We start from the raw sequence: 24,429 nt of genomic DNA, 5'->3' as shown, positions 1-24,429 counted from the left end.
TTAAAAAATAAAAAATTCTTACTTACTTCTTTAAACTTGTGCCCACACATTGTCTAGCACATTAGTCTGATTCCGATCTGGGCCAACAGAGAAGGTGGAAATCTTTACTCCAACTAATTCTTGAATTCGATGGATATAATCACGAGCATTCTGCGGCAAATCTTCCAAACGTTTACAATGCGTAATATCTTCTTTCCAACCTGGCAAGGTTTCATAAATTGGCGTGCATTGACTCAGTTGCTTAAGGCTTGCTGGATAATGATAGATCCGTTTACCATTTAAATCATAAGCTACACAGATCTTTATTTCATTTAAACCCGTCAAAACATCGACACAATTCAAACATAGATTGGTTATCCCTGAAACTCGTTTAGCATGACGCAAAACTACACTATCAAACCAGCCGATCCGTCGTGGTCGATGAGTAACCGTCCCATATTCATGGCCTGCCTCACGAATAAAATCACCAGTTGCATTGTTTAATTCTGTTGGAAATGGTCCATCTCCTACACGAGAAGTATAGGCCTTGCAGACACCTACTACTTTGTTGATCTTCGAAGGTCCAACTCCACTTCCAATTGTAACTCCACCTGCTACTGGATTAGAAGACGTTACAAATGGATAAGTTCCCTGATCAATATCCAGCATTACTCCTTGTGCTCCTTCAAACAATACGCGTTTGCCACTATCCAAAGCATCGTTTAAAACAACTGAGGTATCAGTAACATAATCTTTAAATCTTTGTCCATAATTATAATATGGTTCAAAAATGTCTTCAAATTTTAGTGGTGCGTAATTATAAAAACCAACCAATTCCCGATTTTTTTCTTCAAGATTCCTGCTTAATTTATCTTCAAAAACTTCTTTATCCAATAAATCAGCAATGCGAATCCCAATTCGTTCAGCTTTATCCATATAAGCCGGTCCGATTCCTTTATTGGTGGTTCCGATTTTATTTTCTTTCTTAGCTTTTTCTTGAAGTCCATCAAATAGAATATGGTACGGTAAAATGACATGTGCTCGATCAGAAATTCTTAGATTATCAGTTGGAACACCACGTTTATTAAGATATTCCAACTCTTCAACTAAAGACTTTGGATTCAAAACAACACCATTTCCAATAACACATAGCTTATCATGATAAAAAATTCCAGATGGAATCAACCTTAATTTAAATGTCTCACCATTAAAAACGATTGTATGTCCTGCATTATCTCCACCTGAATAGCGAGCGATTACTTCAGCATTTTGGCTCAAAAAATCCGTAATTTTGCCTTTTCCTTCATCGCCCCACTGGCTGCCAACAACTACAACTGATGACATTAACTTCACCTCATTATTAATTTGCCTTTCTTTTAAAAATCACTAACCTCGATAATTGTAACAATCAAAGCCTTAAAATTCAAGTAAATTCCGAATATTAATATTTTTTCTATAATTAGAAAGAAAAGATTACGAACTATTTTATTGCAATAAAAAACAGGTACCAACTTCTACTGAATGTTTTGCCTGTTAATCGTTAAGCCAACATTTCAATAAAGTTGTCCCTGCTTTTTATTTGTTTTCTGGGACATAGGCAATTGATGAAAATTTATTATATGATTTTACAAATAACAACTTAACTGTTCCCCGAGGACCAGAACGATTTTTTTCAATAATAACTTCAACTTCACCAACATCTTGAGTATCCTCATCCTTTTTAGCAGTTTGATCGTCATCATTTCGCTCATAATAATCATCTCGATATAAGAAAGCAACAATATCTGCATCTTGTTCAATCGAACCAGACTCACGAATATCCGATAAAACTGGTCGTTTATCCTGCCGCTGTTCCACACCACGCGACAGCTGAGACAACGCAATTACTGGAACCGATAATTCTTTGGCCAGTTTTTTTAATTGTCGTGAAATCTCTGAAACTTCTTGCTGACGATTTTCCTTATTTGTACCTTCGATTAGCTGCAAATAATCAACTACAATCAACCCCAAGTTTTTTTGGTCTCTGGCTAGTCGTCGACATTTAGCACGAATTTCAGACATCTTAATTCCAGGCGTGTCATCAATAAAAATTGACGTTTGTGATAAGGACCCCATGGCCACAATTAAATTTTTCCATTCATCTGGACTAAGTTGACCTGTTCGCAAATGATTAGCATTAACACTTCCCTCTGCACATAACATTCGATTAACTAAAGATTCCGCACTCATTTCCAAAGAAAAAATTGCAACAGTCTTATCTGTTTTAGTACCAACATTTTGTGCAATATTCAAAGCAAAGGCTGTTTTACCAACTGCCGGCCGCGCTGCAATGATAATCAAATTGTCTGGTTGCAGTCCAGCAGTCATTTTATCTAAATCATGATAACCAGTTGGCAATCCAGTGATATCTTCCTTTTGCTGATAAAGGCGTTCAGCATCATTAATTGCTACTGTCAAAACATCTTTAATTGGTCGAAATCCGCTATTGTTTTTTTGCTCTGAAACATCCATAACTTGTCGTTCTGCATCATCCAACAAATCATCAACGTTTTCATCTTCATTATAAGCTTGAGTAACAATATTGGTTGCAGTTGCAATCAGTCGCCGCAAGATAGCTTTTTCTTTAACAATCTTGGCATAATAACTAACATTAGCCGCCGTTGGAACTGCCGCTGCTAGCTCTGCAATATAACTAACACCGCCAACATCATCCAACAAGTTTTGTTCTGTCAGCCGATTATTAACCGTTATAACATCGATTGCTTTATCTTGATCATTTAAGTCCGTCATAGTTTGAAAGATAATTTGATGCGCACGCCGGTAAAAATCATCGGCATTCACATATTGCATTGCTTCAATTAAAGCATCAGCACTTAAAAAAGCAGACCCTAGAACGGCCTGTTCAGCTTCAATGTTTTGTGGAGGTAGTCGATCCATTGACAGATCCTTAGCCATTTAAATCACCTTTCAAATTAATCAATCCTGTCTAAAAATATCCTTATTTTTTTTCTGCAACATGAACTCTGATTTTGGCAGTTACTTTAGGATGCAATCGCGCTGGTACATTGGTATATCCCAATGACCGAATTGGTTCATTCAATTCCATCTTTCGTTTGTCAACTTTCAAACCATGTTGCTTTTCCAAGGCTTGAGCAACTTGTTTGCTGGTGATTGAACCAAACAATCGACCATCAGTTCCCGCTTTAGCTTGCAATTCAACAATCATTTCGCCAGATTCAAGTGCTTCTTTCATTTTTTTCGCGGCAGCTAATTCTTCAGCGTCCCGTTTTTCTTCTGCCCGTTTTTGCCCTCTTAATTGGCTCATAGCTTGAGCAGTTGCAGGCTTTACCTTATTAGCTTTAATTAAAAAATTAGCAAACCCATCGGAAAGTTCCTTAACTTCTCCTCGTTTTCCTTTACCTCTAACATCCTGCAAAAAAATTACTTTCATCGAATAATTCCTCCCTGTAAGGATCGTCATCCTTTTATTTTTGATCTTTTTTTAAAACTTCTAATAACTGTTTTCGTGCTTGAGCAACCGTCATGTCTGTCAGCTGTGTCGCTGCATTTGATAAATGACCGCCACCGCCTAATTCTTCCATAATGACTTGAACATTTTCTTGACCATTGCTGCGCGCTGAGATTCCTATTTTTCCATCTTGACGTTTGGTAATCACAAAAGATGCCTCTACACCGCTAATATTTAACAAAGCATCGGCCGCTTGAGCTGCAGTAACTGGGTCATAAACTCGATCAGGCTCGCCGGCGCATAACGCTAATCGATCACCTAAAAATTCTAACCGATCGATCAAGTGATTCCGCTGCATAAAACTCTGAACGTTTTCTTTCATAAAATGATGTGTCATCGTCAAATCCGCACCTACAGAACGCAAATAACTAGCCGCATCAAAAGTCCGTGTCCCGGTTCGTAGTGAAAATGACTTAGTGTCAATAATAATTCCCGTTAACATTGCTGTCGCTTCAATTTTATTAATTGGCTCACTATCACGCGATTGATATTCCAGCATTTCAGTGATTAATTCACAAGTCGATGATGCATATGGTTCAATATAGACCAATACGGGGTTTTCAGGAAACTCCTCCCCACGTCGATGATGATCAATTACCATCACCCGATTAACCATTTTTTGATAGAGTTCTGGGCTAATTGAAATTGACGGTTTAGAGTGGTCCACCATGATCAGCAAACTTTGCGGATTAGCTTTTTCAATTGCTTCAGCTGAAGTAATAATGCTACCCTTAATTTCCGGATACTGCTCTAATTCTTGCATCAAACGCAAAATATCTGAATGAGGTGTTGCTTGATCCATAATGATCCAACAATCCTTGTGATTCATCTTGCTGATTCTCCTGATTCCTAAGCAAGCTCCCATTGAATCCATATCAGAACGTTGATGTCCCATCACAAAAACTTGATCCGCTTGATTAATCAGCTCCTGCAATGCTTGAGAAATCATTCTTGCCCTGACTCGTGTTCTTTTTTCCATCGGATTAGTCTTGCCACCGTAAAATCTAGCTTGTCCATCAGGTGATTTAACAACTACCTGATCACCACCCCGGCCTAAAGCCAAATCCAGATTGCTTTGAGCGGTCTGTGCCAAAAGCGCTAAATTATCATCACCATAAGCAATTCCAAAACTTAAGGTCAATGGGAAGTTCTGCTTTGAAGTTCGCTCCCGAATTCGATCCAAAATCTTGAACTTTTCCTGTTCAAGTTGTTGCAAAGCTTTGGAATATGCCAAGATAAAGAAATGATCATCATCAATCCGTTTTAAAAACATCTTATACTTTCGGGCCCAATTTGCTAATTCATTAGTCACATAATTACTTAAATCTGAAATTTCTTTATCATTCATCGATTGGGTAACTTCGTCATAATTATCCAAAAAGATTTGGCCTAAAACCGCATCTGTTTCCAAATCATGCTGTTTAATTTCAGCATACTGAGAAATATCCATTAAATAGGCTGCATGAATTTCTTTTTGAATCAATAATTGAAAATACCGTTTACCCCATTTAACTTCAACCGGTTTTTTCTCTTCAAAATGCTGTTCAATCAACTTTGCTAATTGTGGATCGATATCTTTTAGCTTTTTGCCTAAAACCTCACGCTTGCCAAAATACTTTTGTAAATAGGGATTGATCCATTCTGCTTCAGTCTGGTCATTAAAAAACAAAATACCAATTGGCATTTTGATCAACGCTTCTTGTTCACCACGTTTTATTCGATAAGAAAGATCAGAAATGTATTCATTAGTATCCTCAGTAATTTCTTTTAAAGTTAAAAAAGAAGCGCCAATTGTTAAACAAACTAAAATCAGCAATACTGATCCCAAAATCGGATTTACTAAAAAAGCCATGATTTCACAGACGCTTGCCAAGCCCAAAAGAAAGATTGCAATCAGTCGTAACTGACCATTTTTCATAAATGCCGGCAGATGCCAAAAACTTTTTGAGAATAATTGTTTCATTTTTTTCCTCACAATTGAAAATACATTTGTAGTTTAATTCAGCTTTGAAAAAAAGCTATTTGCATTTATTTTAACACAATTTAATTCTCAATAAACTTATAAACAAAAAACAACTGATACTAGGATTGGACCTAACTAATAGATCACAATAATTCCTAATATCAGTCGTTTTAACTAATCTTCTGCTACAAATGGCAGCAGCCCCATCACACGTGCACGTTTGATTGCTACCGTCAAACGACGCTGATTTTTAGCACTTGTCCCGGTTACTCGGCGTGGCAAAATCTTTCCACGTTCAGAAACAAATCGTTTCAACAAATCAGTATCTTTATAGTCAATATATTCAATATGGTTGGCTGCAATAAAATCGACCTTGCGACGACGCCGACCACCTCTGCGTTGTTGTACCATCAGTCAAATTCCCTCCTTTAACTTCTTATTCAATTAAAATGGCAAGTCATCATCGGAAATATCAATTTGTTGACCACTATCAGCAAATGGATCACCCGAGTTATTCTTTACTTGCTGATTCTGTTTGCTTGGATTTGGACTTTTAGTTGCTTGATTGCCCGTAAATCCATTATTATTTGCGTTTGAAGAACTATTTGCTGCAGGATTGAAGCTTTGATCGCCAGCATGTTGTTGACGATATTGTTCAGACTGTAATTTAGACTCCAACAATGAAAAGTTATCGACTACGATTTCAGTAACATAAACTCTCGTTCCTTGTTGATTTTCATAAGATCGGGTTTGAATTCGTCCATCTATACCAACAAGTGAACCCTTATGCGTAAAATTAGCAAAATTTTCAGCTGGCTTACGCCAAATTACACAATTAATAAAATCCGCTTCTCGTTCACCCTGACGATTAGTAAACTGACGGTTAACAGCTAAAGTAAAGCTTGCAACTGCTGCCCCACTCGCTGTATATTTCAAATCAGGATCACGAGTTAATCGACCAACTAATACTGCACGATTAATCAAAGTTCAGCTCCTCCTTTTAAATAAATCATTATGCTTCACGTTTAACGATCATATGACGCAGAATGCTATCACTGAACTTGGCAAGACGATCAAATTCGACGATTGCTTTAGCATCTTGAGCTTTGACATTAACAATATGGTAAATGCCTTCTGTAAAGCCACCGATTTCATAGGCAAAACGACGCTTAGACCAGTCTTTTGAATCGATTACTTCAGCCCCATTATCTTTCAAAACGTTATCAAATTTTTCAACTAATTCCGCTTTGGCAGCTTCATCAATTGCTGGGCTGATAATATAAGTAATTTCATATTTCACGACTGTTTGCACCTCCTTATGGACTAATGGTCCTTAACTTTTATTAAGAACAAGGAAAGTAATCTAAAGCTATTTCTAGTTAGATACTAACAATCCCTGATTTTAACATTTTAATCTTCAATTTGCAAGCTACAGTTTAACATTCAGCTATTATTAATTACGCAAAATCTCACGACCTGTTAATTTTCATTATCATCCTTAGTTGATAAATCCTCATTTTCAGTTTCTGCTGCTACTTTTGCCATTGTTGCAACTGATGCATCAGCTGCAACTTTGATCAAATGTACGCCTAATGTTGCTCGACCTGTAGTTGAAACGCTTTGAATATTAAAACGGATCATCACGCCTTTGTCAGTGATCAGCATAATGTCCTCATCACCCTTGACTGTTGTTAAACCAACTAAAGGCCCATTTTTTTTCGTAATATTTGCCGTTTTGATTCCCTTGCCGCCTCGACCTTTAATCGGATACTCAATTGCTGGTGTTTGCTTCCCGTAACCTTTTTCACTAATAATAAAGACATTACTCTCAGGATCAAGAATCGCGGCACCAACCACATAATCATTTTCACGTAATCTGATTCCACGAACCCCACTGGCTGTGCGTCCCATTGCTCTAACAGCTGTTTCCGCAAAACTAACGGCGTAGCCTAAATGTGTTCCAATAATTAACTTGCGCTGATCATTAGTGATCAAAACACTGATTAATTCATCGTCATCTTTTAACGTGATCGCCTTTAAACCATTCTTTCGAATATTTGAAAACTCAGTAACTAGTGTTCGTTTTACGACACCGTACTTGGTTGTGAAGAAAAGAAAACATTTTTTCACCTTGATTTCCCGGGAAACATTGATCACCGTTTGAACTTTTTCTTTTGGTTCAATTCCCAGTAAATTAATAATTGGAATCCCCTTAGCTGTTCTGCTATATTCGGGTATCTCATAACCTTTCATCCGATATACTTTTCCTAAATTCGTAAAGAACAGTAATTCATCATGAGTTGAGGTACTAATCAAGTGTTCAATAAAGTCATCATCATGAACTCCCATTCCCTGAATGCCACGACCACCACGATGCTGTGTTTTAAATTCACTAATTGGCAAGCGTTTAATATACCCGTTATGTGTCAAAACAACCACTACATTTTCTTCTTCAATCAAGTCTTCGTCTTCAATACTTAAGACTTCTCCAACCATTAATTCAGTCCGGCGTTCATCACCATATCTAGCTTGAATCTCCAATAACTCTTGATAAATAATTTTATCAATTCGTTCATTATGAGCCAGAATATCTTGATAATCAGCAATTTTTACTAACAGGTCCTGATACTCATCTTCAATTTTTTCACGTTCCAAACCGGTCAACCGCACTAAACGCATATCAAGAATCGCCTGAGCTTGTTTATCAGAAAGGCCATAATTATCAATCAATTTTGACTTTGCAATTTCTCCACTTTGTGAACTGCGAATAATATTGATAATTTCATCAATATGATCTAAAGCAATTCGCAAGCCTTCTAAAATATGCGCTCGCGCTTGCGCTTTACGTAAATCAAAAGCTGTTCGCCGCCGAATAACTTCTTCTTGATGCTTCAAGTAATACTGCAAAATTTGTTTTATATTTAGAATCCGCGGAGTGCCATTAACAATCGCCAACATATTAAAATTGAAAGTTGTCTGCATTAAGGTTAACTTATAAAGATTATTTAAGACTACTGAGGCACTAACATCCCGTCGAATGTCAATTGTAATACGCATTCCTTCACGGTCAGATTCATCATGAATATCAGTAATGCCATCAATTTTTTTCTCACGAGCTAATTCAGCAATCCGTTTGATCAAATTAGCTTTATTTACCATGTATGGCAATTCATGGACAATAATCTGTTCGCGTCCATTTTTTTGACTCTCAATTTCAACCTTAGCTCTTAAAATAACAGTTCCTTTTCCTGTTTCATAAGCCTTCCGAATTCCTGATTTACCCATCACTATTCCACCAGTTGGAAAATCAGGTCCCTTAATGGCTTCCATTAGATCAGCTATCGTAGCATCTGGGTTTTTCATTAAAATATGAATTCCAGAAATTACCTCTGTCAAATTATGTGGCGGGATATTGGTTGTCATTCCAACTGCAATTCCGGTTGCTCCATTAACTAGCAAATTAGGAAAACGAGCAGGCAAAACTACTGGTTCACGTTCAGTACCATCATAATTTGGTTCAAAATCAATCGTATCCTTATTGATATCCCGCAACATCTCAGTTGCAATTTTACTCATTCGTGCTTCCGTATAACGCATTGCCGCAGCACTATCGCCATCAACTGAGCCAAAATTTCCATGACCATCAACCAACATATAACGATAACTGAAATTCTGTGCCATCCGAACCATTGACTCATAAATTGCTGAGTCGCCATGCGGATGAAATTTTCCCATAACATCCCCAACAATCCGAGCAGACTTTTTGTAAGGTTTATCAGGAGTTACCCCTAACTCATTCATGCCGTATAAGATCCGGCGATGAACTGGTTTTAACCCATCTCTAACATCTGGTAATGCTCTTGCTACGATGACACTCATCGCATAATCCAAGAATGATTTGCGCATAATTCCTGACAAATCAGCTTGCTTAATTCGATTTGGCAAATCTACCAAGTTTTTTACCTCCCAAATTAATTATTCACCTAATTTGATATTTCCTGGGAAATATCAAACATCCAAGTTTTCAACAAAGGTCGCGTTCTTTTCAATAAATTCTCGTCGTGGCTCAACTTTATCTCCCATCAACATTTCAAAAACCTCATTAGCTTCTTCTGCATCTGAGAGTTCAACCTGAAGCAGACGACGATTTTCAGGATCCATTGTTGTTTCCCATAACTGTTCAGCATCCATTTCGCCTAAACCTTTATAACGCTGAATAACCGGCTTGGGAGCGGGTGACAATTGACCAACTACTTCGTCTAGTTCTTCATCAGTATCAATATACTTAATCATTTTTCCTTGCCGTACTTGATATAAAGGTGGTTGAGCAATGTAAACATAACCATGATCAATCATTGGCCTCATAAAACGATAAAACAAAGTCAACAATAAAGTTCTAATATGTGCTCCATCAACATCCGCATCAGTCATAATGATCAATTTATGATAATTAGCCTTATCAATGTCAAAATCCTCGCCAAAGCCGGTTCCTAGTGCCGTAAATAACGACCGAATTTCCTCATTAGCCAAAATTCGGTCCAAGGTTGCTTTTTCAACATTCAAAATTTTCCCACGAATTGGCAAAATTGCTTGGGTTAAGCGTGAACGGCCCTGCTTGGCTGATCCACCAGCAGAATCACCCTCGACAATGAATAATTCTGAAATACTTGGATCTTTACTAGTATTATCAGCTAGTTTGCCAGGCAAATTACTAATTTCAAGTCCATTTTTCTTACGAGTGACTTCACGAGCTCGTTTTGCAGCTACCCGTGCTTTAGAAGCTAAAATTCCCTTATCAACAATTTTTCTAGCAACTGCTGGATTCTCCAGCATAAATTTAGAAAAATGTTCTGAAAACAAGTGGTCCGTGACCGTCCTTGCATCTGAATTTCCTAATTTAGTTTTTGTTTGACCTTCAAATTGCGGATCTGGATGTTTAATGCTGACAACTGCTGTCATGCCTTCACGAACATCTTCACCAGACAAATTGTCATCTGAATCCTTGAGTAATTTGTTTTTTTTAGCATAATCATTGATCACACGAGTTAAGGCCGTCTTAAAACCAGCTTCGTGCGTTCCGCCTTCATAGGTATGAATATTATTAGCAAAAGTTAGCAAATTTGAATGAAAATCATTGGTATATTGCAAGGATACCTCAACCGTGATTCCATTTTGTTCACCTTCAACGTAGACTGGTTCCGGGAACAAAGCTTCTTTGTTTTTATTTAAAAATTCAACGTAATGTCGAATGCCACCTTCATAATGAAACTGTTGCAGAGTCGGTTTTTCAGACCGTAAATCTTTAATCGTGATGCGCAGGCCTTTATTTAAGAAAGCCAATTCTCGAATCCTAGTTGTCAAAATATTAATATCATAAGTTGTAGTTTCAGTAAAAATATCTGGATCCGGTAAGAAATGAACAATTGTTCCATGTTCATGTTCACCACAATCGCCAATGATCTGCATTTCATGGTTTACCTTGCCACGTTTAAAGTCCATTGCATAAATTTTACTATTCCGCTTAACCTTAACATCTAGTTCCGTTGATAAAGCATTTACAACTGAGGCTCCAACCCCATGCAAGCCACCAGAAACTTTATAGCCACCACCGCCAAATTTGCCACCAGCATGTAAAATAGTAAAAACAGTTTCTAATGCTGGACGGCCAGTTTTAGGCTGAATATCAACTGGAATTCCACGTCCATTGTCTTTAACAGTGATGCTATTATCTGATTCAACAATTACATTAATTTCATCAGCAAAACCTGCCAGAGCTTCATCGATTCCATTATCAATAATTTCCCAAACTAAATGATGTAATCCTTGAGAACTAGTTGAGCCAATATACATCCCCGGACGTTTTCTAACAGCTTCTAGTCCTTCTAATACCTGGATTTGACTAGCATCATATTCCTGAGCCTTTTTTTCTTTTGCTAATACTTGTTTTTCCTTATCTGTCAACCTTGTTTTCCTCCCTGATTTTCTTGCTCAACTACTACTTTTCCTTGTTGAATCCTAAATACTTTTGGATCTTTAATCAATTGTCGTGTAATATCATTTAAACTAGGAGTTGTTAAAAATATTTGAACTTTTTGTTGAAAAGCTCGTAGTAGGTTAGTCTGGCGCTTGCCATCTAATTCTGATAAAACATCATCTAATAAAAGTATGGGGTACTCACCAATTCGATTTTTCATAAGATTTACTTCAGCCAATTTAACGGCTAAAGCTGCTGTTCGCTGCTGTCCTTGTGAGCCATAAAGCTGAACATTTTGTTCATTCACAATAAATTTGAAATCATCACGATGGGGACCATACAAGGTATTCCCTTGAAATATTTCTTTATCACGATGGGTTGTATACTGCTTTTTTAAAACTTGATAAAGTTGCTCTGGACTGTCATTTGCTGCTGGTAAAGTAATCTTTGAAAGATATTCCAAAGCTAACTTTTCTCGTTGATGGGTAATTTCAAGCTGCAATTGATTAGCAAATTTACTTAAATCTTTTAAAAATTTTGTTCGTTTGACAATTAATTCTGCTCCAAAAGCTGCTAATTGATCAGAAAGTACATCTAACAGTAATAAATCATTGACTTTTTTTTGCTGCAGCTGTTTCAAGTAACGATTGCGTTGCCGTAAAATTATTTTATATTGACTAAGATCATATAAGTAATGACTATCGATCTGGCCAAATTCCATATCGATGAATTTTCGTCTGACAATTGGCGAGCCCTTAACCAAGGAAAGATCTTCTGGGGCAAATAAAATTATGTTCATCTTCCCAATATATTGAGACAGCTTGGCCTGCTCCAATTGATTAACTTTAGCCTTTTTTCCCTTAAGATTTAAATCAATTTCCAGTTTAGTTGTCCCTAAACGGTTAGCAAGGCTTCCTTGAATAATTGCTGAATTTTTACCCATTCGCATCAATTCATGATCATTATTTGTCCGTTGACTCCGCGCCATTGCTAAAACATAAATTGACTCCAACAGATTAGTTTTCCCTTGGGCATTCTCACCGATTAAAATATTCGTGGCTGGTGAAAAATTTAATTCAACTTGCGAATAATTTCTAAAATCTTTTAGTTTTAATTTTTTTAAATACATTATTTCTGATCTGTTTCAGCCATTGCCAGTATAATCGTTCCAATTCCCACAATTTGGATGTGATCAGCTGGATAAAGCTTCTTTCCACGGCGTTGTTCTGGTTGACCATTTAATAAAACCTGATGATCTCTCAAATACCATTTTGCTTGTCCTCCAGAACTAACAATAGCTAATTTTTTTAACAGCTGTCCTAACGTAATGTAAGGAGCTGTTAATTTCACAGTTTGATTCAAATTTTTCACCCACCTTTTAACCGTCCTCACAATAATTATAACCTTTATAAACCTGAATGGCAATTCTATATCGCCTCTAAATCGTTTTTAAGAGCTTTTAAACAACTATAATATGTTTTATTTACTCTCGGCTAAAATTGCTCAAATCACCGAAAAATCGTTTTTAACCTAGGTAACTCAAATTTTAAAGCTCAAGTTAAAAAGAAGCGATGATAGTCATCGCTTCTTGATTATTGATGAATTGTTATTAAAAAGTTCTAACTGGCGTAATTAATTGGATAAAATTGCTTTGATTCTCACTTGGAGTTAGCGTAAATGGTCTTAAAGGCTGAGTGAAATTAATTTTAACAGTTGTTTGACCAAAAGAATGTAATGCGTCTTTCATGTAATCTGGGTTAAAAGAAATTTCCAATGACTTACCGGTCAGACTTTCAAAATTCAAAACTTCATTAATTGTTCCAACTTCCGGTGAATTCCCATAAATTTTTGCTAACTGTTGCTTTGGATCAAGAGTTAACTTAACTATATTGTAGTTTCCTTCATGTGATAACAATGATGCTCGATCAATTGCCGCTAAAAAATCATTGGCGTTAACCTCAAGCTCTGTTTCGGAATTATTGGGGATCAATTGAGCAGTATCTGGATAATTTCCCTCTAAAAGTCGTGAATAAAAAACAGTTTGATCAAAAAAGCATAACATTTGATTTTCTGAAATTCGCAATTCAACTTTTTCCGAACTATCTGGTAACATTCGTGCTAACTCAATTAAAGAGCGACTTGGAACAATAACATCATAATTTAAGTCATTAATATCTAATGGAATTTTGCGTTGGCTTAAACGATGACTATCGGTGGCAACGGCCGTTAACTGTCCTTGATAAATTGTTAAGTGCACTCCTGTCAAAATTGGCCGACTTTCTTGATTTGATGCTGCAATCACAGTTTGATTAATAACTTTTTTTAGCAAATCTGCTGCTAGGGTAATTTTTTGAGAAATTTCAATTTCTGGTAAATGAGGATATTCTTCAGCTGAAATACCATTTACTTTAAAAATGGATTTTCCAGCTAAAATTTGAGTTTGTTGATTTTCAAAAGTGTTTAATGAAAAAGTATCACCGGGAAGTTTTTTGATAATTTCGCTAAAAAATCTAGCCGGTAGTACCGTAGCACCTGTCTCTTCAATCTCTAATTGTGCATTATCATCTGATTTAATAATTGCAGCTTCAATTGAAATATCAGAATCGCTACCGGTTAGAATTAATTTTTCATTGGTGAGTGTTAATTTAATACCAGTTAAAATTGGAATAGTTGTTTTACTGGCAATTGTTCGTTGAACATTAGTTAGCCGCTGGATAAAAGCTGTTCTTTTTATTGAAAATTTCATACTGTACCTCCTAATTAAATTATCTTAATTAATAATGTTTTTTAGTAATAGTAGTAGATGATGTGGATTATGTGGATAAGTTTGAAAAAACCAGCAGTTCTTTAACTTATCCACTTGTGCATATCTTGTGGATAAGCTTGAAAGAAATCCACAATTTCCACAAGGCTATCTTTTTAGCTCGCTTTTTAAATCGGCAATTGATCGTTGAAGTGTACTATCAGATTCCAACATTTCAGAAATTTTTTCATGAGCATGGATTACTGTTGTGTGATCTTTCCCACCAAATTCGTTCCCGATTTTTGGCAATGAAGCATCTGTTAATTCCCGAGCTAAATACATAGCAATTTGTCTTGGAATCACAATATTTTTGACCCGTTTCTTACCTTTCAGTTCACTGATTGACAAATGAAAATATTTAGCTACTTTATCTTGAATAACAGCAATTGAGAGTTCACTTGATTTGCCATTTAGTTTAAGGTTTTTTAATGCATCGGCTGCTAAGCTGGTTGTAATTGGAGAATGCAATAAAGATGCGTAAGCCTGAACGCGAGCAAGTGCACCTTCTAATTCCCTAATGTTTGAGTCAATCTGACCAGCAATATAGCTTAGTGTATCATCAGGAATTGCTAAACGATCAGCATCAGCTTTGCTGCGAAGGATAGCAATTCTCGTTTCCAGGTCTGGTGGTGTGATATCAACTGAAAGTCCCCATTTAAAACGTGAGACAAGACGTTTTTGCAACTTAGGAATTTCATTTGGCAAACGGTCAGAAGTCAATACAATTTGTTTTTTATCATCATAAAGTGTATTAAAAGTATGGAAAAATTCCTCTTGCGTTCCTTCTTTATCAGCAAAAAATTGGATATCATCAACGAGCAGCAGATCAACGCTCCGATATTCTTGACGAAACTCTTCTTGACGTTTTGTTTGAATTGAATTGATAAAATCATTGGCAAATGCTTCACTAGTAACATATTTAACTTTTGCTTGAGGATTATTGGTTAACATTTGGTGGCCAATTGCTTGCATTAAATGGGTCTTTCCTAGACCAACCCCCCCGAAGAAAAATAGTGGATTATATAATGCCCCAGGCTCTTCGGCGACAACTAAAGCTGCTGCATGAGCCATTTGATTACCCTTACCAATTACGAAAGTATCAAAAGTATATTTATCGTTTAACTTTGTTTCGCGCATAAAAGTAGGACGACGTTTTTCAGTAATTGCCGTCGTCTGCTCAGCAGGTGAATTAGCAACCCAAGTTGGTTCGGCTTTTAGTGGATCTGGTTCATTCGGCAACTTGACAAAAACTTTAATTGTTTGATTGATGCTATTTTTGATCATTGAAATTACTTGCTGACTCAAGTTAGCTTTCCAATAATCTTTATGAAGAGCTGTTGGGACTTCAATGACAAGTCTTTTTTGGCTAAAACTGATTGGCTTGGCAGCTTTAATCCAAGTATTGTAACTGATAGATGATAGCTTGCTCTTAAACTCATCACAAATGAATTGCCATAGTGTTTCAAGATCAGGCATTTAGGATCCCCCCTTTTGATAAAAGTTCACTTGTTATTTTAGCATAGTTTTCCACACCTGTGGAAAACTAATTTGAGTTACTCACTAACTTGTTAGCAAGTTTTCCACCGTGTTGTTCACAATTAAAAATTATGTTTGGTTTTTAAGTTTTCCACAAGTCTCATGTGAGTTAAAAAACCTGACATGACAGCTTTTTTAGAACTTATCAACAGGTGAAAATTTCTTTGTGGATAAGTTAAAAACAGGCTGTTGAAATGTGTAAAAGTCAGTTAAAGATTAAGTTGATAGTTTTCCACAGCTAACAACTAATCCACAAAAAAGTAATGTAGCATTAGAGAACTGTGGATAAATTTTCGTGGTATAGCCAAAAAAAAACTTTAAAAATAAGCTGATTTGTGATATCATCAATAAGTATTGTGTGGCTTGACAATTTGATCAAGTAAAGATTGAATTCTATTTGTTAAGTTTGTAGTTACAGGAGGTGTTACTATAATGAAGAGAACGTATCAACCAAAAAAACGTCATCGTCAAAGAGTTCATGGGTTTCGTAAACGAATGAGTACAAGCAACGGTCGCAAAGTTTTAGCACGTCGACGCCGCAAGGGCAGAAAAGTTTTGTCTGCATAGACCACTGACCGTCAGTGGTCTTTTATTTTTTGAGGGTTGTAACAACCGGTATTTGGAGATGGATTATGCGAAAATCATACCGTGTTAAAAGTGAAAGAGATTTTCAACGGGTTTTTGAAAATGGCAAGTCTTTTGCTAATCGCCAATTTGTGGTCTATGTTTTAGAAAAATCAAGTCAACCCCATTTTCGAGTTGGAATTTCAGTTGGCAAAAAGATTGGGAATGCTGTTGCTCGTAATTGGGTAAAAAGACGAATCAGACAAAGCTTGACGGAATTAAAACCACAATTGAAACAAAATTGTGATTTTATCGTGATTGCTCGGCCGACGATTGCGGGACAATCAATGACTGTTGTTAAACAGCATCTAGTGCATGTTTTACGTTTAGCGCAATTGCTGCCACATCGAAGCGCTTAAAGAGAGGTTTGATTCTGTGAATAAAAAAATAAAACGCTTATTATTGATTCTCAGCACCTTATCGCTGATTATTGTGCTTTCAGGTTGCAGCAATTCGGCTGTTACGCAAAATAGTACTGGTTTTTGGGATCATTATATTGTTTGGAGTTTTATTCGAGCAATTCAATTTTTGAGTATTCATGGCAATTACGGTTGGGGAATAATTTTCTTTACGATTGCAGTTCGAGCAATTTTGTTACCCTTATTCTTTTACCAAACCAAAAGTATGCGCAAAACGATGGATATTCAACCGCAACTAAAGGCATTGCAGCAGAAGTATTCTGCTAAAGACTTAGAAACACAGAACAAATTGCGGGAAGAACAGCAAAAGTTGTATGCTGAAGCCGGTGTCAATCCAGTTGCCGGTTGTTTGCCATTAATAGTTCAAATGCCGATTCTTTATGCTTTGTATCAAGCAATTTTTCGTTCACCAGTTTTGAAGACTGGATCTTTTTTGTGGATGCAGTTGGGAGATAAAGATCCATATTTTATTTTACCAATTATAGCGGCAATCTTTACTTATGCTACTTCAAAATTGAGTATGATGTCACAGCCAGAACAAAACGGGATGAGTACAGCAATGACGCTTGGAATGCCAGTAATGATTTTAATTATGGCAATCAACTTTCCGGCTGCTTTGTCGCTTTATTGGGTGATTACCAATGCTTTTTCCGTTTTACAGACATTGATGTTCAATAATCCGTTCAAAATCAATCGTGAGCGGCAAGAAAAACAGCAATTAGCAAAGAAAAAGCAAAGAACATTAGCTAAAGCAAAACGTCGAGCTTTGAAAAGCAAGAAAAAATAGTTAATGGAATTCAATCATTGATTTAAATTTTAATATAGTTGAAAATAGAAATTCATTCTAAATAAAAAAGCCGTTGGAATTATCTTCAAGTTCCAACGGCTTTTTCAATTTATCAATTACTCAGCGATACAGTTAAGAAGTTTTCTGCTAAAGACTAATTAAATTCAGGTTAATTACCAGATATTAACTCGCTTTTCTGGTGGTAGATACATTCCATCGCTCGGCTGAATTTTAAATGTTTGATAGAAATCAGCCAAGTTTTTAGGCTGAACATTAGCCCGTAATTCATTGGGAGCATGGACATCAATATTCAATAGAAGTTTTTGCCGTTCTAGTGAAGATTTCATGCACCAAACACGAGCCCAGTTGATGAAAAAGGCTCTCAGATCAGGAGCGGGCTCGCTTTTAGCAGCTTCAAGGGCGCAACTTAAACCGCCAGCATCAGCGATGTTTTCGGAAACAACCAATTTACCATTAACTTTTCCCGCTGGGGTCTTTAATCCATCAAATTCTGCAATCATTTGCTGAGCTAATTTTTTAAAATGAGCCAAGTCTTCCTTGGTCCACCAATTATGCAGATTACCATATTCATCAAAGTGAGCACCATTGTTATCAAAAGCATGAGAAATTTCATGTGCAATGACGGCACCAATTCCACCAAAGTTCTCACTGGCACTTTGATCAAGACTATAAAATGGAGCTTGCAAGATAGCTGCTGGAAAGACAATAATGTTGTAGGAAGGATTATAGTAGGCATTTACCGTATGCGCACTCATCTCCCAACGAGTACGATCAACCGGTTTGCCCCATTTTGCATAATGATCATGATTAGCAATTTGCTCAAAACGCAACACATTTTCAACTAAAGAGTTGCCTTTAACCTTGAACTTTTTATATAACTCAGCTAGTTTTTCTGGATAACCAACTTGAATTCCCAACTTGTCAAGCTTAAGGATAGCTTTATCTCTAGTTGCTTGACTTAACCAATTATTACTTGCCAACCTTTTTTTATAGACAGCCACCATTTTCTGAACCATGTCAGTAACATCAGTTTTAGCTTGGGCACCAAAATATTTGTGTGCATAATAGAGGCCAACGACTTGGTCAAATTGAGAAGTAGCTAGATAATAAGCACTTTTTTGCGGCTTCATCGGTTCTTTGCTACCGGAAATTGCTCGGTGGTATTGACCACCAATGATCCGTAACTGATCAGATAAGAATCCGGTACTGTTTAAAACGGTTTTGACAAAGATCCAACTACGGATTTTTTCAAAGTTTTCGGCGGTGATCAGTTGATTTAAAGCAGCATAATATTGGGGTTCAGTAACAATTACTTGATCAGGCAAAGTCCCAATCAAGGATTGGATATAGTGTTTCAAATCAATATTTGAACTGCTGGCAGCAAAGTCTTCCAGAGAATACTTGTTATAAGCTTTAACGTAATCTGCTCGTTCGGTGCTGTCTTTCACATGTGGTACAAGCAATTGATCAAAAGCTAATGTTTCGGTGGTGACCTTATTGATCAGCGCGTCATCATAACCAGCTAGTTTTAAGACTTCATGTAGCATTTGCTGGTAAATTTTTAATAAAGCAGCAGCAGCTGGGTTTCCTTTTTGATAATAGGTTTTGTCAGGCAAAATCAGGCTAGGAACATCAGCCATTAAAGCATACTGGGAAGTGTTCTTCATGTCTGGTTCAACGTAAAGTGGGAATGGAATTGGGTAACCAGCAAAGGTTAGATCACCTAACTGAGCTTGCCAGTCTTTAAGATCTTTAAGCTTTAAAATTCTTTCAGCATAAACGCGAACTGGCTCAAAACCCAGTTGATTACGCTTTTTAAAATTAGCAGCTAATTGGTAGAATTTTAAAAACTCAGCTAAATATGGATCAGTGACCGTAGTTGGTTGGAGTTTTTTAAAATCAGCCATTAAAGTTTTTTCAATTGTGTCAGCTAAGTCAGCAAAGCCACCAGTAACTGGTTTATCGGCGGGAATTTTGGCGGTTTTCAGCCAAGCTCCATTAACTGCTTGGTATAAATCATCTTTGATTAAGGAAATATTAATTGTTGATTTACTCAAAGTTTGCAACCTCTTTTCGTTTTGTATAAAAACTATTGTAATTCAAAAGTGTACCAGATAAAAGCATCAAGGGGATAAACAAATTAACTAGTTTGACTTTAATAATTTTGCTATGATAAAGAATAGAAAATTCGTGCTAAAGGGGCGATCCAAATTGGTTACTTTATCAGATGTTGCCAAAAAAGCAAATGTTTCGAAAATGACCGTTTCCAGGGTGATCAATCATCCAGAACAAGTGACAGATGAATTGAAATTACTAGTTTTCAAAGCAATGAAAGAGTTGAATTATCGTCCCAATGTAGCTGCAAAAGCCTTAGCAAGAAATCGAACGCAAATCATTAAACTTTTCATTTTAGAAGAAATGTCGACAGTCGAACCATATTATATGTCTTTATTGACGGGAATTGCTCGCGAATTAGAAAAAAGGCAATATTCTTTGCAACTTGTGACTCAGCATAATTTTGATATTGGCGGTTGTGATGGTTATATTATTACTGGAATGCGTGATCAAGATTATGAATGGATTGGTCGCTTAGAAAAACCGGTTGTTTTATTTGGTGAAAATCACTATGGCTATGATTTCATTGATACTGATAATCAAAAGGGAATAAAAATGGCAACAAAATATATGCTGGATCGTGATTATCAGCAAATCATTTTTATTGGGATCGATTTGAATGAGCCATTTGAATATTCGCGCGAAGCGGGTTATCTACAAGTAATGCAACAGGTTCAAAAAACACCGCAAATTATCCGCGTCAGTAATCATTCACATTCAGCTGAAAAAATAATTGGCAAAAATTGGAGGAAATTTCCAGGCAATACTGGTTTTGTTTGTGCCAGTGATCGGCTTGCCTTAGGAGTTGAACGAGCTGTAATGAAGCAGCAAGGGAAGGTTCCTGAAGAATATGGAATTATTGGTCATGATGGTGTTTTTTTAGATCAAGTAGCTGATCCACGCTTGACAACGATTCGCCAGGATGTGACTAAAATGGGTGAGGCTTGCGCCAAAATGGTGCTGCGAAAGATTGAACAAGTTGGTGCCCCGCAAGGTGAAAGACTTTTTGTTCCGACTTTAGTTGCCCGTGAAACGACTAGATAGTTACTTATCCTTGGCAGGAAAAATGATTTTCAAAATAAATGTTTAAGAGACTGAGGAGATTTTTTATTCAGTCTCTTTTATTTTGATAGCGGTAACAGATCAAACTAGCTTGTTTTGCGACTAGGTTTTCTCTATTTTAGACTTAAGAAGATAAAAAGGGGTGAAAAAATGGTACGTGCAGATTACAAAAATGCAATCATTTATCAAATCTATCCTAAAAGCTTTATGGATGCTAATCATGATGGGATTGGTGATTTACGAGGAATTATCAATAAATTAGATTACTTGAAAGATTTAGGAGTTAATACTTTATGGTTGAATCCCATCTTTGTTTCACCACAAGTTGACAATGGTTATGATATTTCTAATTACTATGCGATTGATAATAAAATGGGAACGATCGAGGAGTTTGATCAATTGATCAAAGCCGCTCATCAGCGAAAATTAAAGCTTATTTTAGATTTGGTTTTGAATCATACTTCTGATCAACATCCATGGTTTCAAGATGCAATCAAGAATCCCAAAAGCATCTATCGAGAGTATTATTTATGGGCTAAAGGTCAAAATGGACGTTTGCCCAACAACTGGGCCTCATTTTTTGGTGGTAGTGTTTGGGAAGCAGATCCATGCCAGCCAGATAATTATTATTTTCATTTATTTGATAAAAGAATGCCGGATTTAAATTGGAAATGTCCTGAGGTCCGTCAAGCGATGGTAAACATTGCTAAATTTTGGTTAGATCATGGAGTGGATGGGTTTCGATTGGATGCATTTATTCACTTAGCTAAAGCCGATTTTAGCCAAGATTTCCCAGCGCATGGAAAAAAAGAGTCAATAATTGCTGAGCCATTTTATGCTAACTTGCCACAAGTCAGAACTTACTTGCGAGAGTTCGTGCATCAATTACGCTTGATCAAACCAGACTTATTAATTTTAGGCGAAGCAGCCAGTGCTGATATAGATTTAACTGCCGCTTATACTGATCCACAGGATGAACTCTGTGATACAGTCGTAACTTTTCGTTATTTTGAGTCGTTAACGGAGCACGCTGATAAACGGTTGCCAAGCGATTTGCAACCGCTACCGTTAGATTTTGGACATTTGAAAGAGGTAATGGCAACTTGGCAAAAACACTTGGAAAGCATCAGCTATTTAACTTTATATTGGAATAATCATGATCTGCCACGGATCTTGGAAAAAGTTGGAACTAATTATCGCAGTCAGTCAACGGTTGCCAAAATGTTGGCAACTTTAATGTATTTACAGCGTGGGATTCCTTGCATTTATTATGGTGAGGAAATTGGCATGCAAAATTTAAGCTATAATCAAATTGATGAAGTTCACGATGAACAAGCAAAAAAAGCTTGGCAGGCAGCAATCGATCAGCAAATGTCTGCTAAAAAAGCTTTAGAGATGATCTGCCGCAGCCATAAGATGGCTGCACGTGGAGTAATGCAGTGGGATGCTAGTAGGTATGGCGGCTTTTCAGATGTTAAGCCATGGAATCTTGGGCAAAATACAGCAGTTAATGTTCATGATGAATTAGTCAATAATCAAAGTGTCTTACAATATTATCGACGGTTACTAAAATTGAAAAAAGAACCTCTGTTTACTGACGGAAGGTTCATTTTGGAAAATACGAGTGATGACTTATACGTTTATCGTCGGATGCTTAAGGGTCAGACGGCCATAGTGATTTGTAATTTAACTTATCGAGCTCAGCAATATCAGTTGCAGCGGTCGGCTGATGACATTTTGCTGCAAAATGGTCGAATAACACTTACTCAGGACCTAATTACGCTTTCAGCTTATGGCAGTCTAGTTATTAAGGTCGATTAAAGGAGGAATTTGTTAGATGGAAAAATCAGCTTTATATCATCGTCCAGATAGTGAAATGGCCTATTTATATACTAAGAATGATTTTCATATTCGTCTCCGCACGAAGCATGATGATGTACAAAAAGTTGAATTGCTTTATGGTGATCCTTATGGAATGAAAGTTAATGAAAAAGCTCAAGGCAGCTGGGATTACCAAATAAAAGAAATGAAAGTAATTGCTACAACCAAAACGCATGATTATTGGCAAGCGAGCGTTTCTATGCCACTTCGGCGCTTGCAGTATGCTTTTCATGTGTATGGTCGAGATGGTGAGGAAGCTTTTTATGACGATCGGCATATTTGTTCATACAGTCAAGCAGCAATTGATAATCTAGCAGCTTTTCGGATGCCATATTTTCATGAAATTGATCGGATTAATCCACCAGTTTGGGTCAAAGAAACTGTTTGGTATCAAATCTTTCCAGAACGTTTTGCTAATGGGAATAAGGCAAATGATCCGAAGGGAACTTTACCATGGGATAGTGCTGAACCAACGTCGACTAACTTTTTTGGTGGCGACTTGCAAGGCATTATTGAACATCTTGATTATCTAAAGGATTTAGGAATCAATGGCTTATATTTATGCCCAATTTTTTATGCTCACTCAAATCATAAATACGATACAATTGATTATTTAGCGATTGATCCAGCCTTTGGTGATAAAGCAACTTTCAAGAAGTTAGTTGATGAGGCTCATGCTCGAGGAATTCGCGTCATGTTAGATGCAGTTTTTAATCATTTGGGAGATACCTCGATGCAGTGGCAGGATGTGATTCAAAAGGGGAAAGAATCACGTTTTGCTGATTGGTTTCACATCAGAAAGTTCCCAGTTTCTTATGAAAAAACTGCTAATAATGAATTGGCCAAAAATATTACTTATGATGTTTTTGCCAATACACCGCATATGCCTAAATTGAATACAGCTAATCCGCAAGTTCAAGATTTCTTACTGGAAATTGCGACTTATTGGATCAAACAATTCGATATTGATGCTTGGCGCTTGGATGTTGCTAATGAAATCGATCATCATTTTTGGCGTAGATTTTATCAGGCAACTCACGCATTAAAACCAGATTTTTATGTTTTGGGAGAAGTTTGGCATTCAGCACAGGAATGGTTGAGCAGTCATGAATTTGATGCGGCGATGAATTATCCGTTTACCGAATTGATTAGTGAATGTTTTAGTTAAAAAAACTTTAACGGCTAGTGAAATGGTTTCAGCCTTAAATGAACAATTAATGCTTTATCGACGACAAACAAATGAAGTCATGTTTAACGCAATGGACACTCATGATACGGCTCGCTTACTGACCTTATGTCAAGGAGATCAGCGACTACAAAAGCAAATTTTGACTTTTATGTTTATGCAAATTGGTGCCCCTTGCCTTTACTATGGTACCGAAGTTGGAATGGCTGGCGGTTATGATCCTGGTTGTCGAGCTTGCATGATTTGGGATACAGCTAAACAAAATCGGCAAATGTTGCAATTTGTTAGACAATTAGTTCACTTTAGAAGAAATTACGCAGCCGTTTTAAGCCAAGGTCAGTTAATCTGGAAATTAGTTGATGATCAGACGGGGTTGATTATTTTACAGCGGAAATGGAAAGAACAACAAATTACGGCCATTTTTAATCATAGTCAGCAACAACAGTTACTTCCCCAAACTAAAGGTCAGCTGTTATTTAGTCAGGGGTGGGAGCAAACGACAAAGGTTTTAAAAGCTGAAGGATTTATGATCTTAAAATAGCAATTTAAT

Annotated in this window: 19 protein-coding genes and 1 pseudogene; 6 read left to right on the top strand and 14 right to left on the bottom strand. The window is 36.7% G+C overall.

Annotation, left to right across the window (positions count from 1 at the left end):
• Nucleotides 1-30 precede the first annotated feature (30 nt).
• The 13 genes from ON15_RS09660 to dnaA form a co-directional block, all read right to left on the bottom strand.
• On the bottom strand, nucleotides 31-1,323 hold the full coding sequence (locus ON15_RS09660) for an adenylosuccinate synthase (RefSeq protein WP_010581289.1): 1,293 nt from the start codon (nucleotides 1,321-1,323) through the stop codon (nucleotides 31-33).
• Between the two features lie 231 nt (nucleotides 1,324-1,554).
• Complete coding sequence (gene dnaB, locus ON15_RS09655; RefSeq protein WP_010581288.1) at nucleotides 1,555-2,934, bottom strand: replicative DNA helicase; 1,380 nt, start codon at nucleotides 2,932-2,934, stop codon at nucleotides 1,555-1,557.
• A gap of 43 nt (nucleotides 2,935-2,977) precedes the next feature.
• Nucleotides 2,978-3,430, bottom strand: a complete 453-nt coding sequence (rplI, locus tag ON15_RS09650; RefSeq protein WP_010581287.1) for a 50S ribosomal protein L9 — start codon at nucleotides 3,428-3,430, stop codon at nucleotides 2,978-2,980.
• A 34-nt stretch (nucleotides 3,431-3,464) separates the two neighbouring features.
• On the bottom strand, nucleotides 3,465-5,471 hold the full coding sequence (locus tag ON15_RS09645) for a DHH family phosphoesterase (protein WP_010581286.1): 2,007 nt from the start codon (nucleotides 5,469-5,471) through the stop codon (nucleotides 3,465-3,467).
• 174 nt (nucleotides 5,472-5,645) lie between these two features.
• Nucleotides 5,646-5,882, bottom strand: a complete 237-nt coding sequence (gene rpsR / locus ON15_RS09640) for a 30S ribosomal protein S18 (protein WP_010581285.1) — start codon at nucleotides 5,880-5,882, stop codon at nucleotides 5,646-5,648.
• 33 nt (nucleotides 5,883-5,915) lie between these two features.
• A complete protein-coding gene (gene ssb / locus ON15_RS09635) occupies nucleotides 5,916-6,455 on the bottom strand; it encodes a single-stranded DNA-binding protein (protein WP_010581284.1) in 540 nt (179 codons plus the stop codon).
• Between the two features lie 28 nt (nucleotides 6,456-6,483).
• Nucleotides 6,484-6,771 (bottom strand): 30S ribosomal protein S6, encoded by a 288-nt coding sequence (gene rpsF, locus ON15_RS09630; protein ID WP_010581283.1) that lies wholly within the window; start codon nucleotides 6,769-6,771, stop codon nucleotides 6,484-6,486.
• Nucleotides 6,772-6,950: 179 nt separating this feature from the next.
• Nucleotides 6,951-9,425: a DNA gyrase subunit A gene (gene gyrA / locus ON15_RS09625; RefSeq protein ID WP_010581282.1), complete on the bottom strand. Its 2,475-nt coding sequence runs from the start codon at nucleotides 9,423-9,425 to the stop codon at nucleotides 6,951-6,953.
• A gap of 54 nt (nucleotides 9,426-9,479) precedes the next feature.
• Nucleotides 9,480-11,432 (bottom strand): DNA topoisomerase (ATP-hydrolyzing) subunit B, encoded by a 1,953-nt coding sequence (gene gyrB, locus ON15_RS09620; protein ID WP_010581281.1) that lies wholly within the window; start codon nucleotides 11,430-11,432, stop codon nucleotides 9,480-9,482.
• A complete protein-coding gene (gene recF, locus ON15_RS09615) occupies nucleotides 11,429-12,574 on the bottom strand; it encodes a DNA replication/repair protein RecF (protein ID WP_010581280.1) in 1,146 nt (381 codons plus the stop codon). Before recF ends, gyrB begins: the two co-directional genes overlap by 4 nt.
• A complete protein-coding gene (yaaA, locus tag ON15_RS09610) occupies nucleotides 12,574-12,816 on the bottom strand; it encodes a S4 domain-containing protein YaaA (protein ID WP_412768440.1) in 243 nt (80 codons plus the stop codon). Before yaaA ends, recF begins: the two co-directional genes overlap by 1 nt.
• Nucleotides 12,817-13,054: 238 nt before the next feature.
• Nucleotides 13,055-14,191, bottom strand: coding sequence for a DNA polymerase III subunit beta (gene dnaN / locus ON15_RS09605; protein WP_010581278.1), 1,137 nt, complete (start codon nucleotides 14,189-14,191; stop codon nucleotides 13,055-13,057).
• A 165-nt stretch (nucleotides 14,192-14,356) separates the two neighbouring features.
• Nucleotides 14,357-15,724: a chromosomal replication initiator protein DnaA gene (gene dnaA / locus ON15_RS09600; RefSeq protein ID WP_010581277.1), complete on the bottom strand. Its 1,368-nt coding sequence runs from the start codon at nucleotides 15,722-15,724 to the stop codon at nucleotides 14,357-14,359.
• A 492-nt stretch (nucleotides 15,725-16,216) separates the two neighbouring features.
• Here dnaA and rpmH point away from each other — a divergent pair, with 492 nt between their 5' ends.
• From rpmH to ON15_RS09585, 3 genes are all read left to right on the top strand, one after another.
• Nucleotides 16,217-16,351, top strand: a complete 135-nt coding sequence (rpmH, locus tag ON15_RS09595) for a 50S ribosomal protein L34 (RefSeq protein WP_010581276.1) — start codon at nucleotides 16,217-16,219, stop codon at nucleotides 16,349-16,351.
• Nucleotides 16,352-16,416: 65 nt separating this feature from the next.
• Nucleotides 16,417-16,767, top strand: coding sequence for a ribonuclease P protein component (gene rnpA / locus ON15_RS09590; protein WP_010581275.1), 351 nt, complete (start codon nucleotides 16,417-16,419; stop codon nucleotides 16,765-16,767).
• A gap of 16 nt (nucleotides 16,768-16,783) precedes the next feature.
• Nucleotides 16,784-17,614, top strand: a complete 831-nt coding sequence (locus ON15_RS09585) for a membrane protein insertase YidC (protein ID WP_010581274.1) — start codon at nucleotides 16,784-16,786, stop codon at nucleotides 17,612-17,614.
• A 173-nt stretch (nucleotides 17,615-17,787) separates the two neighbouring features.
• Here ON15_RS09585 and ON15_RS09580 read toward each other — a convergent pair whose 3' ends face one another.
• Nucleotides 17,788-19,692 carry a M13 family metallopeptidase gene (locus ON15_RS09580; RefSeq protein WP_010581273.1) on the bottom strand — a complete coding sequence of 635 codons (1,905 nt, stop codon included), beginning with the start codon at nucleotides 19,690-19,692 and terminating at the stop codon, nucleotides 17,788-17,790.
• Between the two features lie 154 nt (nucleotides 19,693-19,846).
• Here ON15_RS09580 and ON15_RS09575 point away from each other — a divergent pair, with 154 nt between their 5' ends.
• From ON15_RS09575 to ON15_RS09565, 3 genes and pseudogenes are all read left to right on the top strand, one after another.
• Nucleotides 19,847-20,794 (top strand): LacI family DNA-binding transcriptional regulator, encoded by a 948-nt coding sequence (locus ON15_RS09575; protein WP_010581272.1) that lies wholly within the window; start codon nucleotides 19,847-19,849, stop codon nucleotides 20,792-20,794.
• A gap of 168 nt (nucleotides 20,795-20,962) precedes the next feature.
• Entirely contained in the window at nucleotides 20,963-22,633 is a 1,671-nt protein-coding gene (locus ON15_RS09570) for an alpha-glucosidase (RefSeq protein ID WP_010581271.1), read from the top strand.
• Between the two features lie 16 nt (nucleotides 22,634-22,649).
• Nucleotides 22,650-24,420: pseudogene (locus ON15_RS09565) on the top strand (glycoside hydrolase family 13 protein).
• Nucleotides 24,421-24,429: the final 9 nt, after the last annotated feature.

Origin of the sequence: Liquorilactobacillus vini DSM 20605 (assembly GCF_000255495.1) — a bacterium.
Lineage (GTDB): Bacteria > Bacillota > Bacilli > Lactobacillales > Lactobacillaceae > Liquorilactobacillus > Liquorilactobacillus vini.
This window is presented reverse-complemented; position numbering and strand designations above follow the sequence as displayed.

Bases quoted from the DNA above. Each gene is read 5' to 3' on its own strand.
- rpmH (WP_010581276.1), top strand. From the start codon at position 16,217: ATGAAGAGAACGTATCAACCAAAAAAACGTCATCGTCAAAGAGTTCAT.
- rpsR (WP_010581285.1), bottom strand. From the start codon at position 5,882: ATGGTACAACAACGCAGAGGTGGTCGGCGTCGTCGCAAGGTCGATTTT.
- ON15_RS09570 (WP_010581271.1), top strand. From the start codon at position 20,963: ATGGTACGTGCAGATTACAAAAATGCAATCATTTATCAAATCTATCCT.
- ON15_RS09645 (WP_010581286.1), bottom strand. From the start codon at position 5,471: ATGAAACAATTATTCTCAAAAAGTTTTTGGCATCTGCCGGCATTTATG.
- ON15_RS09660 (WP_010581289.1), bottom strand. From the start codon at position 1,323: ATGTCATCAGTTGTAGTTGTTGGCAGCCAGTGGGGCGATGAAGGAAAA.
- dnaA (WP_010581277.1), bottom strand. From the start codon at position 15,724: ATGCCTGATCTTGAAACACTATGGCAATTCATTTGTGATGAGTTTAAG.
- dnaB (WP_010581288.1), bottom strand. From the start codon at position 2,934: ATGGCTAAGGATCTGTCAATGGATCGACTACCTCCACAAAACATTGAA.
- rnpA (WP_010581275.1), top strand. From the start codon at position 16,417: ATGCGAAAATCATACCGTGTTAAAAGTGAAAGAGATTTTCAACGGGTT.
- recF (WP_010581280.1), bottom strand. From the start codon at position 12,574: ATGTATTTAAAAAAATTAAAACTAAAAGATTTTAGAAATTATTCGCAA.
- rplI (WP_010581287.1), bottom strand. From the start codon at position 3,430: ATGAAAGTAATTTTTTTGCAGGATGTTAGAGGTAAAGGAAAACGAGGA.
- dnaN (WP_010581278.1), bottom strand. From the start codon at position 14,191: ATGAAATTTTCAATAAAAAGAACAGCTTTTATCCAGCGGCTAACTAAT.